Source organism: Actinomadura chokoriensis, from assembly GCF_039529475.1.
Taxonomy (GTDB): Bacteria; Actinomycetota; Actinomycetes; order Streptosporangiales; family Streptosporangiaceae; genus Spirillospora; species Spirillospora bangladeshensis.
In genome coordinates this window covers 398,810-413,239 of record NZ_BAAAMW010000002.1, presented here as the reverse complement: position 1 = coordinate 413,239, position 14,430 = coordinate 398,810, and the positions used below count along the sequence as shown (strand labels likewise).

The following is a 14,430-nucleotide window of genomic DNA, read 5'->3' as shown; positions in this document are numbered from 1 at the left end:
GAGCGCCGAAATGAAGGCTGATACCTCCGGGGGAGCACCTCCTCCTCTAGGAGGGGCGGGCGCTGGATAGCCTCGTACCCATGGACAACGAGGTTCAGCACGGGTTCGAGACCCTGGCCATCCACGCGGGACAGGAGCCCGACCCCGCCACCGGCGCGGTCGTCACGCCGATCTACCAGGTCTCCACCTACAAGCAGGACGGGATCGGCGGCCTCCGCGGCGGCTACGAGTACTCCCGGTCGGCCAACCCGACCCGTACCGCGCTGGAAGTATGCCTGGCCGAGATAGAGAGCGGAGCGCGCGGGCTGGCGTTCGCGTCGGGGCTGGCCGCCGAGGACGCGCTGCTGCGCGCCGTCTGCCGGCCGGGCGACCACGTCATCATCCCGAACGACGCCTACGGGGGCACCTACCGGCTGTTCGCGAAGGTCGCCGCGCCGTGGGGCGTCACCTTCGACCCGGTGCCGCTCGGCGACATCGCCGCGGTGCGGGCCGCCGTCCGCCCCGAAACGAAGATCATCTGGGTGGAGACGCCGACCAACCCGCTGCTCGGCATCGCCGACATCGCCGCGCTCGCGGCGGTCGCGCACGACGCGGGCGCGCTGCTGGCCGTCGACAACACCTTCGCCTCGCCGTACCTGCAGCGCCCGCTGGAGCTCGGCGCGGACGCGGTCGTCCACTCGACCACCAAGTACATCGGCGGGCACTCCGACGTCGTCGGCGGCGCGCTCATCGTCGCCGATCCCGACCTCGGCGAGCGGCTGGCGTTCCACCAGAACGCGATGGGCGCCGTCGCCGGGCCGTTCGACGCCTGGCTCACGCTGCGCGGCATCAAGACGCTCGGCGTGCGGATGGACCGGCACTGCGCGAACGCGGAGCGGATCGTGGAGATGCTGCAGCGGCACCCGGCCGTCCGGGAGGTCCTCTACCCGGGGCTGCCCGGCCACCCCGGCCACGATGTCGCCGCCAAGCAGATGAAGGCGTTCGGCGGCATGGTCTCGTTCCGGATGGAGTCGGAGGAGGCCGCCGTCCGGGTCTGCGAGCGGACGAAGCTGTTCACGCTCGGCGAGTCGCTCGGCGGCGTCGAGTCGCTGATCGAGCACCCGGGCCGGATGACGCACGCATCGGCGGCCGGGTCGCCGCTGGAAGTGCCCTCCGACCTGGTGCGACTGTCGGTCGGGATCGAGGACGCGCACGACCTGCGGCGCGATCTGGAGCAGGCGCTCGGCTGAGAACCAGCTGACCATTCCCGCCCCTACTTGATCAAAACATCTATACTCGGCGCGCCAGGTTCGTGAAGGAGGGCCTCAGGGTGCGCAAGGTTCTGGTGTGCGGGGCGGCGTTCGCCGCGACATGTGTCTCCGCCGTGGCGGTCCCCATGGGCGCCCACGCCAACGCCCCGGCGCCGACTCCGTCGTCGGCCGCCCCGTCGCAGCCCGCGACCGGGGAGCCGGGGCCGTCGGGCGGTCCGGAGAGCGGTGCCCCGGAGACGGAGTCGCCGTCGGCGTCCTCCACGACGCTGCCCGAGGACGGCCAGGGCGCCCCGGACGGGGAGCCCGACGGCACCGTCACCGCGCAGGCCGTCATGGTCACCCCGGAGCTGCCGAAGTTCCGCACCTACGCCTACGGGAAGGCCGCCGCGCAGAAGATCGACGCGTACTGGCGCGACACCGGTCCCCGGGCCGTGCCCCGCCCGGTCGTGCTGATCCTGCACGGCGGCTACTGGCTGCAGGGCGACAAGGGCGGCGGCTGGAAGTACTTCGCGCGGCGGCTCACCGAGGAGGGGTTCGTCGTCCTGTCGGCGAACTACCGGCTCGCGCCCAAGGCGCACTGGCCGGCGCAGCGGGACGACTCGATGTCCGCGCTCGCCTTCGTCAAGCGGCACGCGAAGCTGTGGAACGCCGACCCGGCCCGGGTGGCGGTGGTCGGCTCGTCGGCGGGCGGCCAGCTCGCCACCCAGCTCGGCACGCTCGGCACGGGCACCCGGCAGGTCCGCACCGTGGTCGCGCTGTCGCCGCCCAACAACCCCTACCTCGCCTACCAGGACGGCGCGAAGCCCGGAGCCTCGAACACCCAGCGCAAGCTGCGCCGTGCCGTGGTCGACCTCATGGGCTGCGTGCCCGGCGCCCCGACCGGGACGGAGGCCGGCGCCGGCACCGAACCCGAGGCCGGCATCGAGACCGACTGCTGGCCGCGCGTGGACGACGCCAGCACCGTCACGCACGTCTCACCGGGCGACGCGCCGATGCTGCTCATGCACGCCACCGGCGACTTCGTCCCGGTCGCGCAGAGCACCGGGCTGGCGGCCGCGCTGCGCGCGTCCGGCGTCCAGAGCACGGTGAAGACGGTCGAGGGCGACATGCACGCCACGCAGATGCTGAGCGACGAGCACACCTACCCGACGATCGTGAGCTGGCTCAAGAGCCACCTGAAGCCCGCCGAGTAGGGCCCTGCGACCGGCTAGGGCACGGCCGGTTCAGCCGTTCCAGACCATCAGGACGAGGATCACCAGCCAGAGCAGCGCGATGACGCCGGAGATGGCGGCCACCCGGCCGCGCTCCACCTGCGCGATCTCGCCGCCGGCGGCGGGCGGGGCGGCGGTGGCCTGTGCGGCCTTCTCGTCGCCTTCCGCGGCCTCCGCGGTGCCCGCCTCGGTGGCGCCCGCGTCCGCGGCGTCGGCGTCCGGGCGGACGGCCACCGCCGTGCGCGCCTCCTCGGCCGCCGCGAGCTCCAGCAGATGCGCGGCCTTCCGCTGGTCGCGCTCGACGATCAGCAGCAGTACCAGCGCGACGATGAACAGCGTCATGGACACCGTCAGCCACACCTGCGCGAAGTTCCCGTCGGCCAGGCCCAGGCCGAACAGGAAGATGCCCAGCGCGGCGAGGCCGTAGACGCGCGTGGTCCAGTTGAGGAAGCGGACCACGGCCACGTTGCGCTTGCGGATGTAGCGCGGGGTGGACATGGTCGCGGCGGTCAGCGGCCCCAGCGTGAAGATCGCGAAGCCGATGTGCAGGATCAGCAGGATGCGATCGGATGTCGACATGCCGCCGACACTAACCCCTCAGCGGCGGCCGCGGCGCACCCGCAGGTAGTCGCTGACGACGTACTCGCCGAGGCGGTCGGCGTCGGGCGCGAAGACCCGGCCGCCGTTGCGCCGCGCGACCTCCTCCACGAACGACACGAGCCGCCGGTCGTCGGCGAGCATGAAGAAGTTCATGGTGGCGCCGCGCCGGGTCATCTTGTCGACCTCGGCGAGGGTGAGGACGAGGGTCTCGGTGGACGGCGGGTAGTCGAACAGCGAGCGGCCGTCCGGGCGCAGGTGCGCGGTCGGCTCCCCGTCGGTGACGACGAGCACGATCGGCTCGAAGTCGGGGTGCCGGTCCAGGTGCCGTCCCGCGATCATCAGCGCGTGGTGCAGGTTGGTGCCCTGCACCATGTCCCAGTCGAGCCCGGCCATCTCCTCGGGGTGCAGCACCCGCGCGTAGTTGGAGAACCCGATGATCTGGATCGCGTCCTGCGGGAACTTGCCGGTCACGAGCGTGTGCAGGGCCAGCGTGGTCTGCTTGGCGACGGCCCACGTCCCGCGCAGCACCATCGAGTACGACAGGTCGACCAGCAGGCAGACGGCCGCGCCGGTGCGCCGCTCGGTCTCGTGGACCTCGAAGTCGTCCACGCCGAGTCGCACACCACCGGACCCCACCCCGCCGGGGGCCGCGTCAGCGGGTTCCACGCCGCCGCCCTGCCGCGGCACGCCGCCGTTGATCTCCACGACCTCGGCGGTGCTCGGCTCGGCCACCTTGGCGAGCGACGGTCGCGCGGTGAGGCCGGTGCCGCCGTCCATGGCGCTGCGGCGGATCGCGTTGCTCACCGTCCGGACGACGTCGAGCGGCTGCTCGTCGCCGAACCGCCACTCCCGGCTGGCACCGGTCAGCTCGCCCGCCTGCCCGGCGTCGCGCTGGTCGTGGTCGCCCTGCCGGCCGGAGGCGAGCTGGGCGAACACCCGGCGCAGCGCGGTCTCGCCGAGCCGCCGCACCGCCTTCGGGGTCAGCTCCAGCTTGCCGCGGTTGCGGCGCAGGTAGCCCTGCCGCTCCAGCTCCTTCTCGATGCGGCGCAGCGCGTCCAGGTCGTCGACGGCCTGCCGGCCGAGCGCGCGCCGGACGGCCTCCTCGTCGATGTCGTCGAGCCGCGCGCCGGGGTAGTCCTGCCCGAGCGCGGCCTCCAGGTCGCCGAGGTCGGCCAGCTCCGCGAGCGCGGTGGTGGCGTCGCCCATGCCGAGCGGGTCGTCGCCGGTCATCTGCTCCGGCTGCCCCCAGCCGAGGTCGGGGCGGCGGGCCCGCAGCGCGTCGCCGAGCCGCGTCATCTCCATGGCGAGGCCCGCGTCCTGCATGGCCTGCTCCATCAGCCCGGCCAGCTCGGCGCGCTGCTCGGGGCTGAGCGAGGCGAGCAGCCGGTCCATCGCGGCGGCGCGGCGGGCGAGCGCGTCGACGAGCTCTTCGAGGTTCTGCGGATCGTCGGGGAACATGTCCCCGTACTGCTCCATGAACCGGTCGAAGTCGTCCTGGGTGTGCTCGCCGCGGGCGTCGCGCTCCAGCATCCCGTTGAGCGCGGCCATCATGTCCTTGACCCGCTCCATGGCGGCCGGGTCCTGGTTCGCCAGGGCCTGCTTCATGCCCTGGAACTGCGCGTCCAGGACCTCGCGGCGCAGCAGGTCCTTCAGCTGCTCGAACGTGCGGCGGGCCGCGTCGGACCGCCACTCGTAGTCCGACAGCCGGCGGACGGCCTGCGCGGTGTCGGACGGCAGCGCGTCCAGTTCCGCCTCGCGCAGCCGCGCGTCGTCGCCCGGGTCGGGGAACAGCTCGGCCCGCTCCTGCCCGATCGCGGTGTCCAGCAGCGCGCGGGCCTGCTCCAGCGTGCCGTCGAGGCGGCCCCGGTCGCGCAGCGCGCGGCGCCGCTCGCGCACCCGGCGCAGCATGTCGTCGAGCCCGCGCCGGTTCTGCGCGCCGGGCAGGCCGCGGCGCAGCAGCTCGCGCAGCGCGTCGTCGGGGCGGGTGCCGTCCAGCACCGCGTCGCCCATCGCGTCGAGGGCGTCGCGGACGTCGTACGGCGGCGCGAGCGGGTCGGGCCCGTCCTCGTAGGCCCCGTAGCGATATCGGCTCATCGAAGCTCCTTACGCGTGGAGACCTCAGGTCCGGACGGTCAGGTCCGGTAGGTGGCCGTTCCGTCGGAGCGGCCCTCGGCGGTGTCCTTGGACAGCCGCCGGGTGAGGAACAGCCCCTCCAGGGCGAACTCCAGCGCGGCCGCGGCCTGCCCGGGGGACTCCCCGCTCAGCCCGAGCCGTTCCATGATCTTGGCGAGGCCGGGGACGTGGCCGATGCGGCGCAGCAGCTCGTTCGCCGGCACCAGCTCGCCCGACTCGACGCGCTCGCCGGAGTCGAACTTGTCGAGCAGCCCGGTCAGGTCGGCGGCGCCCAGCGTCCGCCGGTAGGTCTCGGCGACCGCGCGGCGCAGCAGGTGCTCCAGCACCTCCTGCTCGCGGCCCTCCTCGCTGACCTCGAACTCGACCTTGCCCATCAGCGACGGGACGACCGCGGGCAGGTCGCAGACCCGCGCGACGGCGTGCTCCTCGCCGGTGAGCGCGGCGCGCCGCACCGCGCCCGCCGCGACGGTCTCCGCGCCGGCCAGCGCGAACCGCGCCGACACGCCGGACCGCGCGTCCACCGCCGTGGACTCCCGGACGAGCCGGGTGAACCGCCCGATCACCTCGATCAGGTGGTCGGGCACCTCGGCGGGCAGCCCGGCGAGGTCGGCGAAGTCGGACTCCTGCCGGATCAGCGCGAGCTCGGCGTCCAGTTCGAGCGGGTAGTGGGTGCGGATCTCCGCGCCGAAGCGGTCCTTCAGCGGGGTGATGATGCGGCCGCGGTTGGTGTAGTCCTCGGGGTTGGCGGACGCGACGAGCAGCACGTCCAGCGGCAGCCGCAGCGCGTAGCCGCGGATCTGCACGTCCCGCTCCTCCAGCACGTTCAGCAGCGCGACCTGGATGCGCTCGGCGAGGTCGGGCAGCTCGTTGATGGAGAAGACGCCGCGGTTGGTGCGCGGGACGAGCCCGAAGTGCACGGTCTCGGGGTCGCCGAGCGTGCGGCCCTCGGCCACCTTGATCGGGTCGACGTCGCCGATGAGGTCGCCGACGCTGGTGTCGGGGGTGGCGAGCTTCTCGCCGTAGCGGTCGTCGCGATGCAGCCACTCGACCGGCAGGGCGTCGCCCAGCTCGGCGGCGAGCCGCCGGCAGCGCACGCACACCGGCGCGTACGGGTGGTCGTTGATCTCGCAACCGGCGACCACGGGCGTCCACTCGTCCAGCAGCCCGGCCAGGGTGCGGATCAGCCGCGTCTTGCCCTGGCCGCGCTCGCCCAGCAGCACCAGGTCGTGCCCGGCGAGCAGGGCGCGCTCCAGGTGGGGGAGGACGGTGTCGTCGAACCCGAGGATGCCGGGGAAGCGCGGCTCCCCCGAGCGCAGCCGGTCGAGGAGGTTGCGGCGGATCTCGGCCTTGACCGAGAGCTGCACGTGGCCGCTGTTGCGCAGCTCGCCCAGCGTTGTTCCAGAGCGTGTCGTTTCACGGGGTGTGGATGGACGCACGCGACCGACACTACGTCGCCGTCCCGCGGAATCGCACCCTCCGCCCCTGGATTCGTCCGGTTGGCCCGTCTCGATGACGTTTGGGTGGAGCGCCTCCGGCGGGGGACACTGAGAGTGTGAACGGAGCCGGTGAACGCAGTGAGGGAGGCGGCGCCGATGGCGCGATTCGGTGATGGCCTGGCCCTCGGGCCCGACCTGTCCAGCGCCGCCGAGTCGGCGGTCGAGCAGGCGCTCGCCCCGCTCAGCGCGGCGCCCGACCTGGTGTGCGTGTTCGTCACGGGCGACGACCCGGACGAGATCGAGGCGGCGGCCGTGGCCGCGGAGCGGGCCGCGGGCCCGGCGATGCTGCTCGGCTGCAGCGCGTCCGGCGTGATCGGCGCCGGGCGCGGGGTGGAGGAGCGCGGCGCGGTCAGCGCGTGGGCGGCGGTGCTGCCCGGCGCGCGGCTCGACGCGTTCCGGCTGGAGACCCTCAAGGCCGACGACCGCCTCGTCGTGGTCGGCATGCCGGAGGGACAGGACGACGACGTCGTCGGCGTGCTGCTCGCCGACCCGTACAGCTTCCCCGTGGACGCCTTCGTGGAGCGCTCTGACGAGGCCCTGCCCGGCCTTCCGCTGGTCGGCGGCCTCGCCGAGAGCGCCGGCCCCGGCGAGGAGGGGCTGACCGGCGAGCCGGGACGCGGCCAGGCGCGGCTGTTCGTCGGCGGCGAGGTCTACGGGGACGGCGCGGTCGGCGTGGTGATCGGCGGGCCGGTGGCCGCCGCGACCGTGGTCAGCCAGGGCGCCCGCCCGATCGGGCCCGACATGGTCGTGACGAAGGCGGAGGAGAACGTCCTCTACGAGCTGGCGGGCGTCCCCGCGCTGGAGAAGCTGGAGCAGATCGTCCTCGGCCTGCCGGAGGACGAGCAGGAGCTCGCCGGCCGCGGGCTGCTCATCGGCGTCGCGATGAACGAGTACGCCGACGAGCACGAGCACGGCGACTTCCTCGTCCGCGGCGTGGTGGGCGCCGACACCGACAGCGGCGCCATCGCGATCGGCGACGTCGTCGACGTGGGCCGCACCGTCCGGTTCCAGGTCCGGGACGCGGGCGCCGCCGAGGAGGACCTCGCCGCGCTGCTCGAACGGTTCGACCTGGCGCCGGTGGAGGGCGCGCTGCTGTTCTCCTGCAACGGGCGCGGCCAGGCGATGTTCCCCGACTCCGACCACGACGCGAAGGTCCTCGACCGCGCGTTCGGCCCGGCCGGGGTCGGCGGGTTCTTCGCCGCCGGCGAGATCGGCCCCGTCTCGGGGCGCAACCACGTGCACGGCTTCACCGCGTCCATCCTCGCGTTCGGCCGTGCGGAGGACTCTTGAGCGACCCGATCGACGGCCCCGTCCTCGCGATCGACATCGGCGGGACGAAACTGGCCGCCGCCCTCGTCGAACCGGACGGGCGCATCGCCGCCTACGACCGCGCCCCCACCCCCAACGAGCCGGGCGTGGACGGCGATGAGCTGTGGCGGGCGCTGGAGGCCCTGCTCGACAAGGTCGCCGCCGACGCCGGCGACCCGCCGCTCGCGGGCGTCGGCGCGGGCTGCGGCGGGCCGATGACCTGGCCCGCCGCGGAGGTGTCCCCGCTGAACATCCCGGCGTGGCGCGGCTTCCCGCTGCGCGAGCGGCTCCGCGCCCGCCATCCGGGGCTGCCCGTCCGCATCCACAACGACGCGATCTGCGTCGCGGCGGGGGAGCACTGGCTCGGCGCCGGACGCGGCCACGACAACGTCCTCGGCATGGTCGTGTCGACGGGGGTCGGCGGCGGGCTCATCCTCGACGGCCGCCTCGTCAACGGCGCCAGCGGCAACGCCGGGCACATCGGGCACGTCGTCGTCGAACCGGACGGGCCGCCGTGCGCCTGCGGCGGGCGCGGCTGCCTGGAGGCGATCGCGCGCGGGCCGGGCCTGGTCGACTGGGCGCGGCGGCAGGGGTGGCGGCAGGGCGGCTCCGACCTCACCGGCGTCGAGCTCGCCGCCGACGCGCGCCGGGGCGATCCGGTCGCCGGGGCGGCGATGCGGCGCGCCGGACGCGCCATCGGCATCGCGATCGCGTCCGCGACCCACCTGTGCGACCTGGAGGTCGCCGCGATCGGCGGCGGCCTCTCGCAGGCCGGGCCGCTGCTCTTCGACCCCCTCGACGAGGCGTTCCGGACGCACGCCCGGATGGACTTCGCGCGCCGCGCCCGGATCGTCCCGGCCGCCCTCGGGCAGACCGCCGGGCTCGTCGGCGCGGCCGCCCTGGTGTACGCGCAGGACCGCTACTGGAGTGCCGGCTGAGCGGCGCGGGGTGCGAGGATCGGGGCATGACCACCGTCAGCGTCGACGACGTCCGAGCTGCGCACGACCTGCTCAGCGAGGTCGCCGTTCCCACCCCCCTGATCCCGTCCCGGGTGCTGTCCGAGCAGCTCGGCGGGCCCGTCCTGCTGAAGTGCGAGAACCTGCAGCGCACCGGCTCGTTCAAGATCCGCGGCGCGTACGTGCGGATCGCCGGGCTGAGCGAGGCCGAGCGGGCCGGCGGCGTCGTCGCCGCCAGCGCCGGCAACCATGCGCAGGGCGTCGCGCTCGCCGCGTCCATGCTCGGCTGCAAGGCCACCGTGTTCATGCCGGTCGGCGCGCCGCTCCCCAAGATCGCCGCGACCCGCGGCTACGGCGCCGAGGTCGTGTTCCCCGGCCCGACCGTGGACGACTGCCTCATCGCCGCGCAGAAGTACGCCGACGAGTGCGGCGCGGTGTTCATCCACCCGTTCGACCACCCCGACGTCGTCGCGGGGCAGGGCACGATCGGGCTGGAGATCGCCGAGCAGTGCCCGGACGTCCGGACGATCGCCGCCCCGGTGGGCGGCGGCGGCCTGCTGTCCGGCATCGCGGTGGCGGCCAAGGGGGCGATGAAGGAGGCCGGCGGCCGGGAGGTCAAGATCCTCGGCGCCCAGGCCAAGCGCGCGGCGGCGTTCCCGCCCTCGCTCGCGGCCGGCCGGCCCGTCGCGGTCGAACTGGAGCCGACCATGGCGGACGGGATCGCCGTCGGCCGCCCCGGCGACCTCACCTACGACCTGTTCACCGACCTCGTGGACGCCGTCGTGACCGTCACCGAGGAGTCCATCTCGCAGGCGCTGCTGCTCTGCCTCGAACGCGCCAAGCAGGTCGTCGAGCCCGCCGGCGCCGCCGGGGTCGCGGCGCTGCTGGAGCACGCGTACGCGGTCGAGCCGCCCGTCGTCGTGGTGCTGTCGGGCGGCAACATCGACCCGCTGCTGCTGTCGAAGGTGCTGCGGCACGGCCTCGCGGGCGCCGGGCGGTACCTCGTCGTCCGCTGCCGGCTGAAGGACCGTCCCGGCGCCCTGATGACGCTGCTGGGCGAGCTCGCCGAGCTGGGCGTCAACGTCCTGGACGTGATGCACGAGCGCATCGCCGCCCGCCTGCACGTCGAGGAGGCCGAGGTCCTCATGCACCTGGAGACGCGAGGGGCCGACCACTCCGAAGACGTGATCGGCCGCCTGCGCGAAAAGGGCTACACCCTGACCCTGAGCTGACCCTTCGTTGATCTGCGGCGTGTTGTTGTTTTCGCTGCCCTCATAACAACAACACGCCGCAGATCAACGTCACAGGGAGGGCTTGCCCTCCGAGTAGAGCCACGCCTTCGCCCAGGCGTCCAGGTTCTTGTGGGAGAGCCGCTCGGTGAAGCGGACGAACTCCGCCGTGGAGGCGTTCCCGTACCGGTGGGCGGCGGGCCACGCCTCCAGCAGCCGGTAGAAGTCCCGGTCGCCGATCGTCTTGCGCAGGACGTGGATCGCCATCGCCCCGCGGTCGTAGACGAGCCCGTCGAAGATGTGGTCGCGGCCCGGGTCGGCGACCTTGCCCTTCCACAGGCCGTCGCTCGCCGGCGTCGCGTAGACGGAGTCGAAGCTCTGCTGGACGGGCGTGCCGTCCGCGTGCTCCGCCCACAGCCACTCGGAGTACGTCGCGAAGCCCTCGTTCAGCCAGATGTCGGCCCACTTCGCCGGGGACACCGCGTCCCCGAACCACTGGTGGCCCAGCTCGTGGGCGAGCAGGCCGCCGCTCGGGATGCTTCCCGGCCTGCGGCCCAGGTCGTACACGGGGCGCCCCTGCGTCTCCAGCGCGTACCCGACACCGGCCTTGACCACGATCCCGCCCGTCGAGGCGAACGGGTAGCGGCCGAAGACGGACGCCTCGAAGTCGGTGACCGCGGCGGTCTGGTCGAAGAACTTCTTCGCGTCCTCCGGCTTGATCGCCATCGCGTGGTCGGTCGCGGTCAGGTTCGGGATGCCCGCGCCCGTCCGGCCCTTGAGGACGTCGTACTTGCCGATCGCGAGCATGGCGAGCTCGCTGGCCATCGGGCTGCGCATGTCCCAGCGGGTGGTGGTCCAGCCGTCCCGGGTCCGGCTGCCGCGCGGGTCGCCGTTCGCGAGCGTCGTCAGGCCCTTCGGCGCCGACAGCGTGAACGTGTACGTGGCCTTGTCGGTCGGGTGGTCGTTCACCGGGTAGACGGTCGCGGCGCCGAACGGCTGGTTGAGCATGACCGCGCCGTCCGCCGTGGGAATCCAGCCGGACGTGCCGAGCGTCGCGTCGTTGATCGTCGTCGGGACGCCCGAGTACGCGACCGTCACGGTGAAGGTCCGGTGCTTGCGCAGCCCCTTGCGCGGGGTGATGACGAGCTCCTGCGCGCCGGTCCGCGTGAAGGACGCCTTGTGCCCGTCGACCGTCAGCGAGGAGATCTTCAGCGGGCCGAGGAAGTCCAGGTCGAACCGGGACAGGTTCTGCGTCGCCTTGGCCTTGATCTTGGTAACGGCCTCGATCCCCTTGGTGGCGGGGTCGTACTTGAGGCCGATGTCGTAGTGGGCGACGTCGTAGCCGCCGTTGCCCATGTCGGGGAAGTAGGGGTCGCCCGCGCCGGGCGCGCCGGGGGTGAACCGCGCGGTGGCGGCGCCCGCGGGGGCGGCGGTCACCGCGAGGCTCGCGGCGACGCCCAGCGACACGGCGGCCAGGGCTCTGGGGGTTCTGCTCATCGACCTCGTCCTCGGATCATCGGTAAGCCGTCACAACCGTGATCAAGACTTTCTCGTGATCCGGGCCCGTGCAAGCGCGATTTGGTCTCGACTTCGCCCGGAGGAGGCGATTTTGTGGCCGGATCCGGCATCCGGCCCGCCGCTTCGGCCGGTCCCGCCGCTACTTCGCGGGCCGGCCCTTCTGGTACAGCCAGTCGTCGAAGAACGCGTCGAGGTTCTTGCCGGAGACCTTGTTCGCCAGCGCGACGAACTGCTCCGTCGTCCCGCTGGAGTGCGCCCGCTCCTTCGTCCACTCCCGGAGGATCTTGTAGAAGACGTCCTCGCCGACCCGGCCGCGCAACGCCACCAGCGTCATGCCGCCCCGGTCGTACACCGAGCGGCCGAACATCTGCTTGCGCCCCGGGTTGCCGGGCGGGACGTCCCACAGCTCGCGGCCGCCCACCTCGTACGCCTCGTCGAAGTGCCGCTGGACGGTCTCCCCGCCGGTCTTCTCGTCCCACAGCCACTCGGCGTAGGTCGCGAAGCCCTCGTTCAGCCAGATGTCCTGCCAGCGGGTGAGGCTGACGCTGTCGCCGAACCACTGGTGCGCCAGCTCGTGCGCCACGATCGTCGGCTGCAGGCCGAACGCCCCGTACACCGGGCGGGTCTGGGTCTCCAGCGCGAAGCCGACGTCGGCGTTGTCGATCAGCCCGCCGGTGGAGGAGAACGGGTAGGGGCCGAACAGCTTCGACCACTCCTCGGTGATGTCGGCGTTCAGCTTGTGGAACTGGTCGAGGTCCACGCCGGGCAGCGTCGGGTCGACCGCCGTGATGTTCGGGATCCCGCTCGCCGTCTTGCTCGACCGCACCCCGAACCGGCCGACGTCGACGGTCGCCAGGTAGGTGGCCATCGGGTTCTTCACGCGCCACTTCGACGTCGTCATCGCCCGCTTGCCCTGAGCGGCGAGCGCCGTGCCGGGCAGCGTGCGACCGTGCTGCGCGACGGGCTCGACGCCGGGGCCGCCGCCCGTGCCCGGACCGCCGGTCGGCGGTGTGCCCGGCGGGGTCGGCGCCCCGCCCGTCCCCTGCGGCGGCGTCTCCGGCTCCCCGTTCGCGATGGCCGTCAGGCCCTGCGGGACGGTGATCTCGAAGTCGAACGTGGCCTTGTCGCTCGGATGGTCGTTGCTCGGGAACCAGGTGTGCGCGCCGCTCGGCTGGCAGGCGATGAACACGCCGTCGGACGTGCGGATCCAGCCGTACCGGCCGAGCACCGGGTCCGACACCGGCTCCGGGTTGCCCGAGTACTTGATCACCGTGGTGAACTTCGTCCCCTTCTGCAGGGGCTTGGCCGGGGTGACCTCCAGCTCCTCGCCGGCGCGCTGCTGCCGCGCGGCCGCCCCGTCCACCTTGATCGAGGAGACGTCCAGGCCGGTCAGGTCGAGGTTGAAGCGGGCGAGGCGCTCGGTCGCGGTCGCGGTGATCGTCGCGGTGCCGTCGAGCTGCGTCGGCCCGTCCGGGGTGATGGTGAGCTTCAGCCCGTAGTGCTGGACGTCGTAGCCGCCGTTGCCGTCGCCGGGCACGTAGTTGTCGCCCGCCGTCGTCGGGCCCGCCGGCCCGGTCGCGGCCCCCTTCGGCGACCCGCCGGACCCGCCCGGGTCGTCGTCGCCGAGGGGGACCTGGCAGGCTGCGGTCAGCGACCCCGCGACGGCGAGGGCGGCCAGCCCCGCGGCACCGCGGACGGCCCGCGACCCCTGCGGGCGGTGACTGGGGGAGTATCCGGCCATATGCACCCGCCCAGCCTGCCCGTACCGAACCCCGCCGGGCAACTCGGATCCGCCGGTGGCGGGGTCAGCGGAAGTCGTACGGGTTGGGCATGTTCGGTCCCGCCTTGACGACGACCGTGTGCGCCACCTTGCAGTGCAGGGCCTGCTTGCGGGGATCGAACAGGATCCACAGGATGTCGATGAGGCCGATGCAGCCGCAGATGCCGCCGAGCACGCTGTAGAACGCCGAGCGCCCGAGGGCCTGCCCGGTGGTGATCGCCTGCCCGTCGTCGTCGCGGACGACGCGGATCCGCAGCAGCATCTTGCCGAGCGTCTGCCCCCACTTGGCGTGCATCAGCCAGAAGTAGAGGAACGCGACGATGACGCTGACGGCGTTCGTCCCCACCTGGGCGCCGTTGTAGAAGTTCGTGCCCGGCTCCGGGTTGACCACGCGGTCCCAGTTGATGAACGGGATCGAGATCAGGCCCGCGACGATCCCGACGATGATGAGGTCGAGGATGCCGGCGCCGAGCCGCGCCCAGCGGCTCGCCAGCTCCGCCGTGGGGCCGCCGTAGCCGCCCCCGCCGTACCCCGGCACACTCCCGTACCCGGCCTGGCCGCCGTAGGGCGACTGGCCGTAGGACTGCTCGCCGTACGGCTGCTGGCCTCCATAGGGCTGCTGCCCTCCGTGGGTCTGCTGCTCACCGTACGGTTGTTGGCCCCCGTAGGGCTGCTGCTCACCGCCGTAGGGCTGCTGCCCTCCGTACGGCTGCTCGCCCTGCGGCTGCTGCCCGTAGGACTGCTGATCGCCGTAGCGGGGCAGGCCGCCGTACGGCTCGCCCTGGTGCGGCCCCGGCCGCCCGGGCTCCTCGTGTCCCTGCGGCCGGTTCTCCTCCGGCCCTTCCCCGGACGCGGGGTCTCTCGGCGGTTGCGTCATGCCGTCAGCGTGGCCGCGCCACCGCCGTCCAAACATCCCCGCGTCCGGGATCGTCCGAAATGGTCACCATTG

The 14,430-nt window shown here is 73.2% G+C and carries 11 protein-coding genes; 5 read left to right on the top strand and 6 right to left on the bottom strand.

Annotation, left to right across the window (positions count from 1 at the left end; translation table 11 throughout):
* Nucleotides 1-80 precede the first annotated feature (80 nt).
* Together ABFX46_RS06105 and ABFX46_RS06100 are read left to right on the top strand one after the other, a co-directional pair.
* Nucleotides 81-1,229: a cystathionine gamma-synthase gene (locus ABFX46_RS06105; protein WP_346040347.1), complete on the top strand. Its 1,149-nt coding sequence runs from the start codon at nucleotides 81-83 to the stop codon at nucleotides 1,227-1,229.
* An 80-nt stretch (nucleotides 1,230-1,309) separates the two neighbouring features.
* Complete coding sequence (locus ABFX46_RS06100) at nucleotides 1,310-2,443, top strand: alpha/beta hydrolase (RefSeq protein ID WP_346040346.1); 1,134 nt, start codon at nucleotides 1,310-1,312, stop codon at nucleotides 2,441-2,443.
* Between the two features lie 30 nt (nucleotides 2,444-2,473).
* Here the strand turns inward: ABFX46_RS06100 and ABFX46_RS06095 are convergent, their stop codons facing one another.
* The 3 genes from ABFX46_RS06095 to ABFX46_RS06085 are packed head-to-tail and all read right to left on the bottom strand — an operon-like array spanning nucleotide 2,474 to nucleotide 6,630.
* On the bottom strand, nucleotides 2,474-3,040 hold the full coding sequence (locus ABFX46_RS06095) for a hypothetical protein (protein WP_346040345.1): 567 nt from the start codon (nucleotides 3,038-3,040) through the stop codon (nucleotides 2,474-2,476).
* 18 nt (nucleotides 3,041-3,058) lie between these two features.
* Nucleotides 3,059-5,155, bottom strand: a complete 2,097-nt coding sequence (locus ABFX46_RS06090; RefSeq protein WP_346040344.1) for a vWA domain-containing protein — start codon at nucleotides 5,153-5,155, stop codon at nucleotides 3,059-3,061.
* A gap of 38 nt (nucleotides 5,156-5,193) precedes the next feature.
* Nucleotides 5,194-6,630 carry a sigma 54-interacting transcriptional regulator gene (locus tag ABFX46_RS06085; RefSeq protein WP_346040343.1) on the bottom strand — a complete coding sequence of 479 codons (1,437 nt, stop codon included), beginning with the start codon at nucleotides 6,628-6,630 and terminating at the stop codon, nucleotides 5,194-5,196.
* 156 nt (nucleotides 6,631-6,786) lie between these two features.
* On the opposite strand from ABFX46_RS06085, the gene ABFX46_RS06080 reads away from it, so the two are divergent.
* Genes ABFX46_RS06080 through ilvA form a run of 3 tightly spaced genes read left to right on the top strand, consistent with a single transcriptional unit; the run spans nucleotide 6,787 to nucleotide 10,186 of the window.
* Nucleotides 6,787-7,980, top strand: a complete 1,194-nt coding sequence (locus ABFX46_RS06080) for an FIST signal transduction protein (protein ID WP_346040692.1) — start codon at nucleotides 6,787-6,789, stop codon at nucleotides 7,978-7,980.
* Entirely contained in the window at nucleotides 7,977-8,936 is a 960-nt protein-coding gene (locus ABFX46_RS06075) for an ROK family protein (RefSeq protein ID WP_346040342.1), read from the top strand. Before ABFX46_RS06080 ends, ABFX46_RS06075 begins: the two co-directional genes overlap by 4 nt.
* Nucleotides 8,937-8,962: 26 nt before the next feature.
* Entirely contained in the window at nucleotides 8,963-10,186 is a 1,224-nt protein-coding gene (gene ilvA, locus ABFX46_RS06070) for a threonine ammonia-lyase (RefSeq protein ID WP_346040341.1), read from the top strand.
* A 69-nt stretch (nucleotides 10,187-10,255) separates the two neighbouring features.
* On the opposite strand, the gene ABFX46_RS06065 is transcribed toward ilvA, so the two are convergent.
* The 3 genes from ABFX46_RS06065 to ABFX46_RS06055 form a co-directional block, all read right to left on the bottom strand.
* Nucleotides 10,256-11,680 carry a M1 family metallopeptidase gene (locus tag ABFX46_RS06065; RefSeq protein ID WP_346040340.1) on the bottom strand — a complete coding sequence of 475 codons (1,425 nt, stop codon included), beginning with the start codon at nucleotides 11,678-11,680 and terminating at the stop codon, nucleotides 10,256-10,258.
* 160 nt (nucleotides 11,681-11,840) lie between these two features.
* A complete protein-coding gene (locus ABFX46_RS06060) occupies nucleotides 11,841-13,442 on the bottom strand; it encodes a M1 family metallopeptidase (protein ID WP_346040691.1) in 1,602 nt (533 codons plus the stop codon).
* 64 nt (nucleotides 13,443-13,506) lie between these two features.
* Nucleotides 13,507-14,358, bottom strand: coding sequence for an RDD family protein (locus tag ABFX46_RS06055; RefSeq protein ID WP_346040339.1), 852 nt, complete (start codon nucleotides 14,356-14,358; stop codon nucleotides 13,507-13,509).
* Nucleotides 14,359-14,430 lie beyond the last annotated feature (72 nt).

Coding starts and splice junctions, on each gene's coding strand:
- ABFX46_RS06055 (WP_346040339.1), bottom strand. CDS start 14,358: ATGACGCAACCGCCGAGAGACCCCGCGTCCGGGGAAGGGCCGGAGGAG.
- ABFX46_RS06095 (WP_346040345.1), bottom strand. CDS start 3,040: ATGTCGACATCCGATCGCATCCTGCTGATCCTGCACATCGGCTTCGCG.
- ilvA (WP_346040341.1), top strand. CDS start 8,963: ATGACCACCGTCAGCGTCGACGACGTCCGAGCTGCGCACGACCTGCTC.
- ABFX46_RS06090 (WP_346040344.1), bottom strand. CDS start 5,155: ATGAGCCGATATCGCTACGGGGCCTACGAGGACGGGCCCGACCCGCTC.
- ABFX46_RS06060 (WP_346040691.1), bottom strand. CDS start 13,442: ATGGCCGGATACTCCCCCAGTCACCGCCCGCAGGGGTCGCGGGCCGTC.
- ABFX46_RS06105 (WP_346040347.1), top strand. CDS start 81: ATGGACAACGAGGTTCAGCACGGGTTCGAGACCCTGGCCATCCACGCG.
- ABFX46_RS06080 (WP_346040692.1), top strand. CDS start 6,787: ATGGCGCGATTCGGTGATGGCCTGGCCCTCGGGCCCGACCTGTCCAGC.
- ABFX46_RS06065 (WP_346040340.1), bottom strand. CDS start 11,680: ATGAGCAGAACCCCCAGAGCCCTGGCCGCCGTGTCGCTGGGCGTCGCC.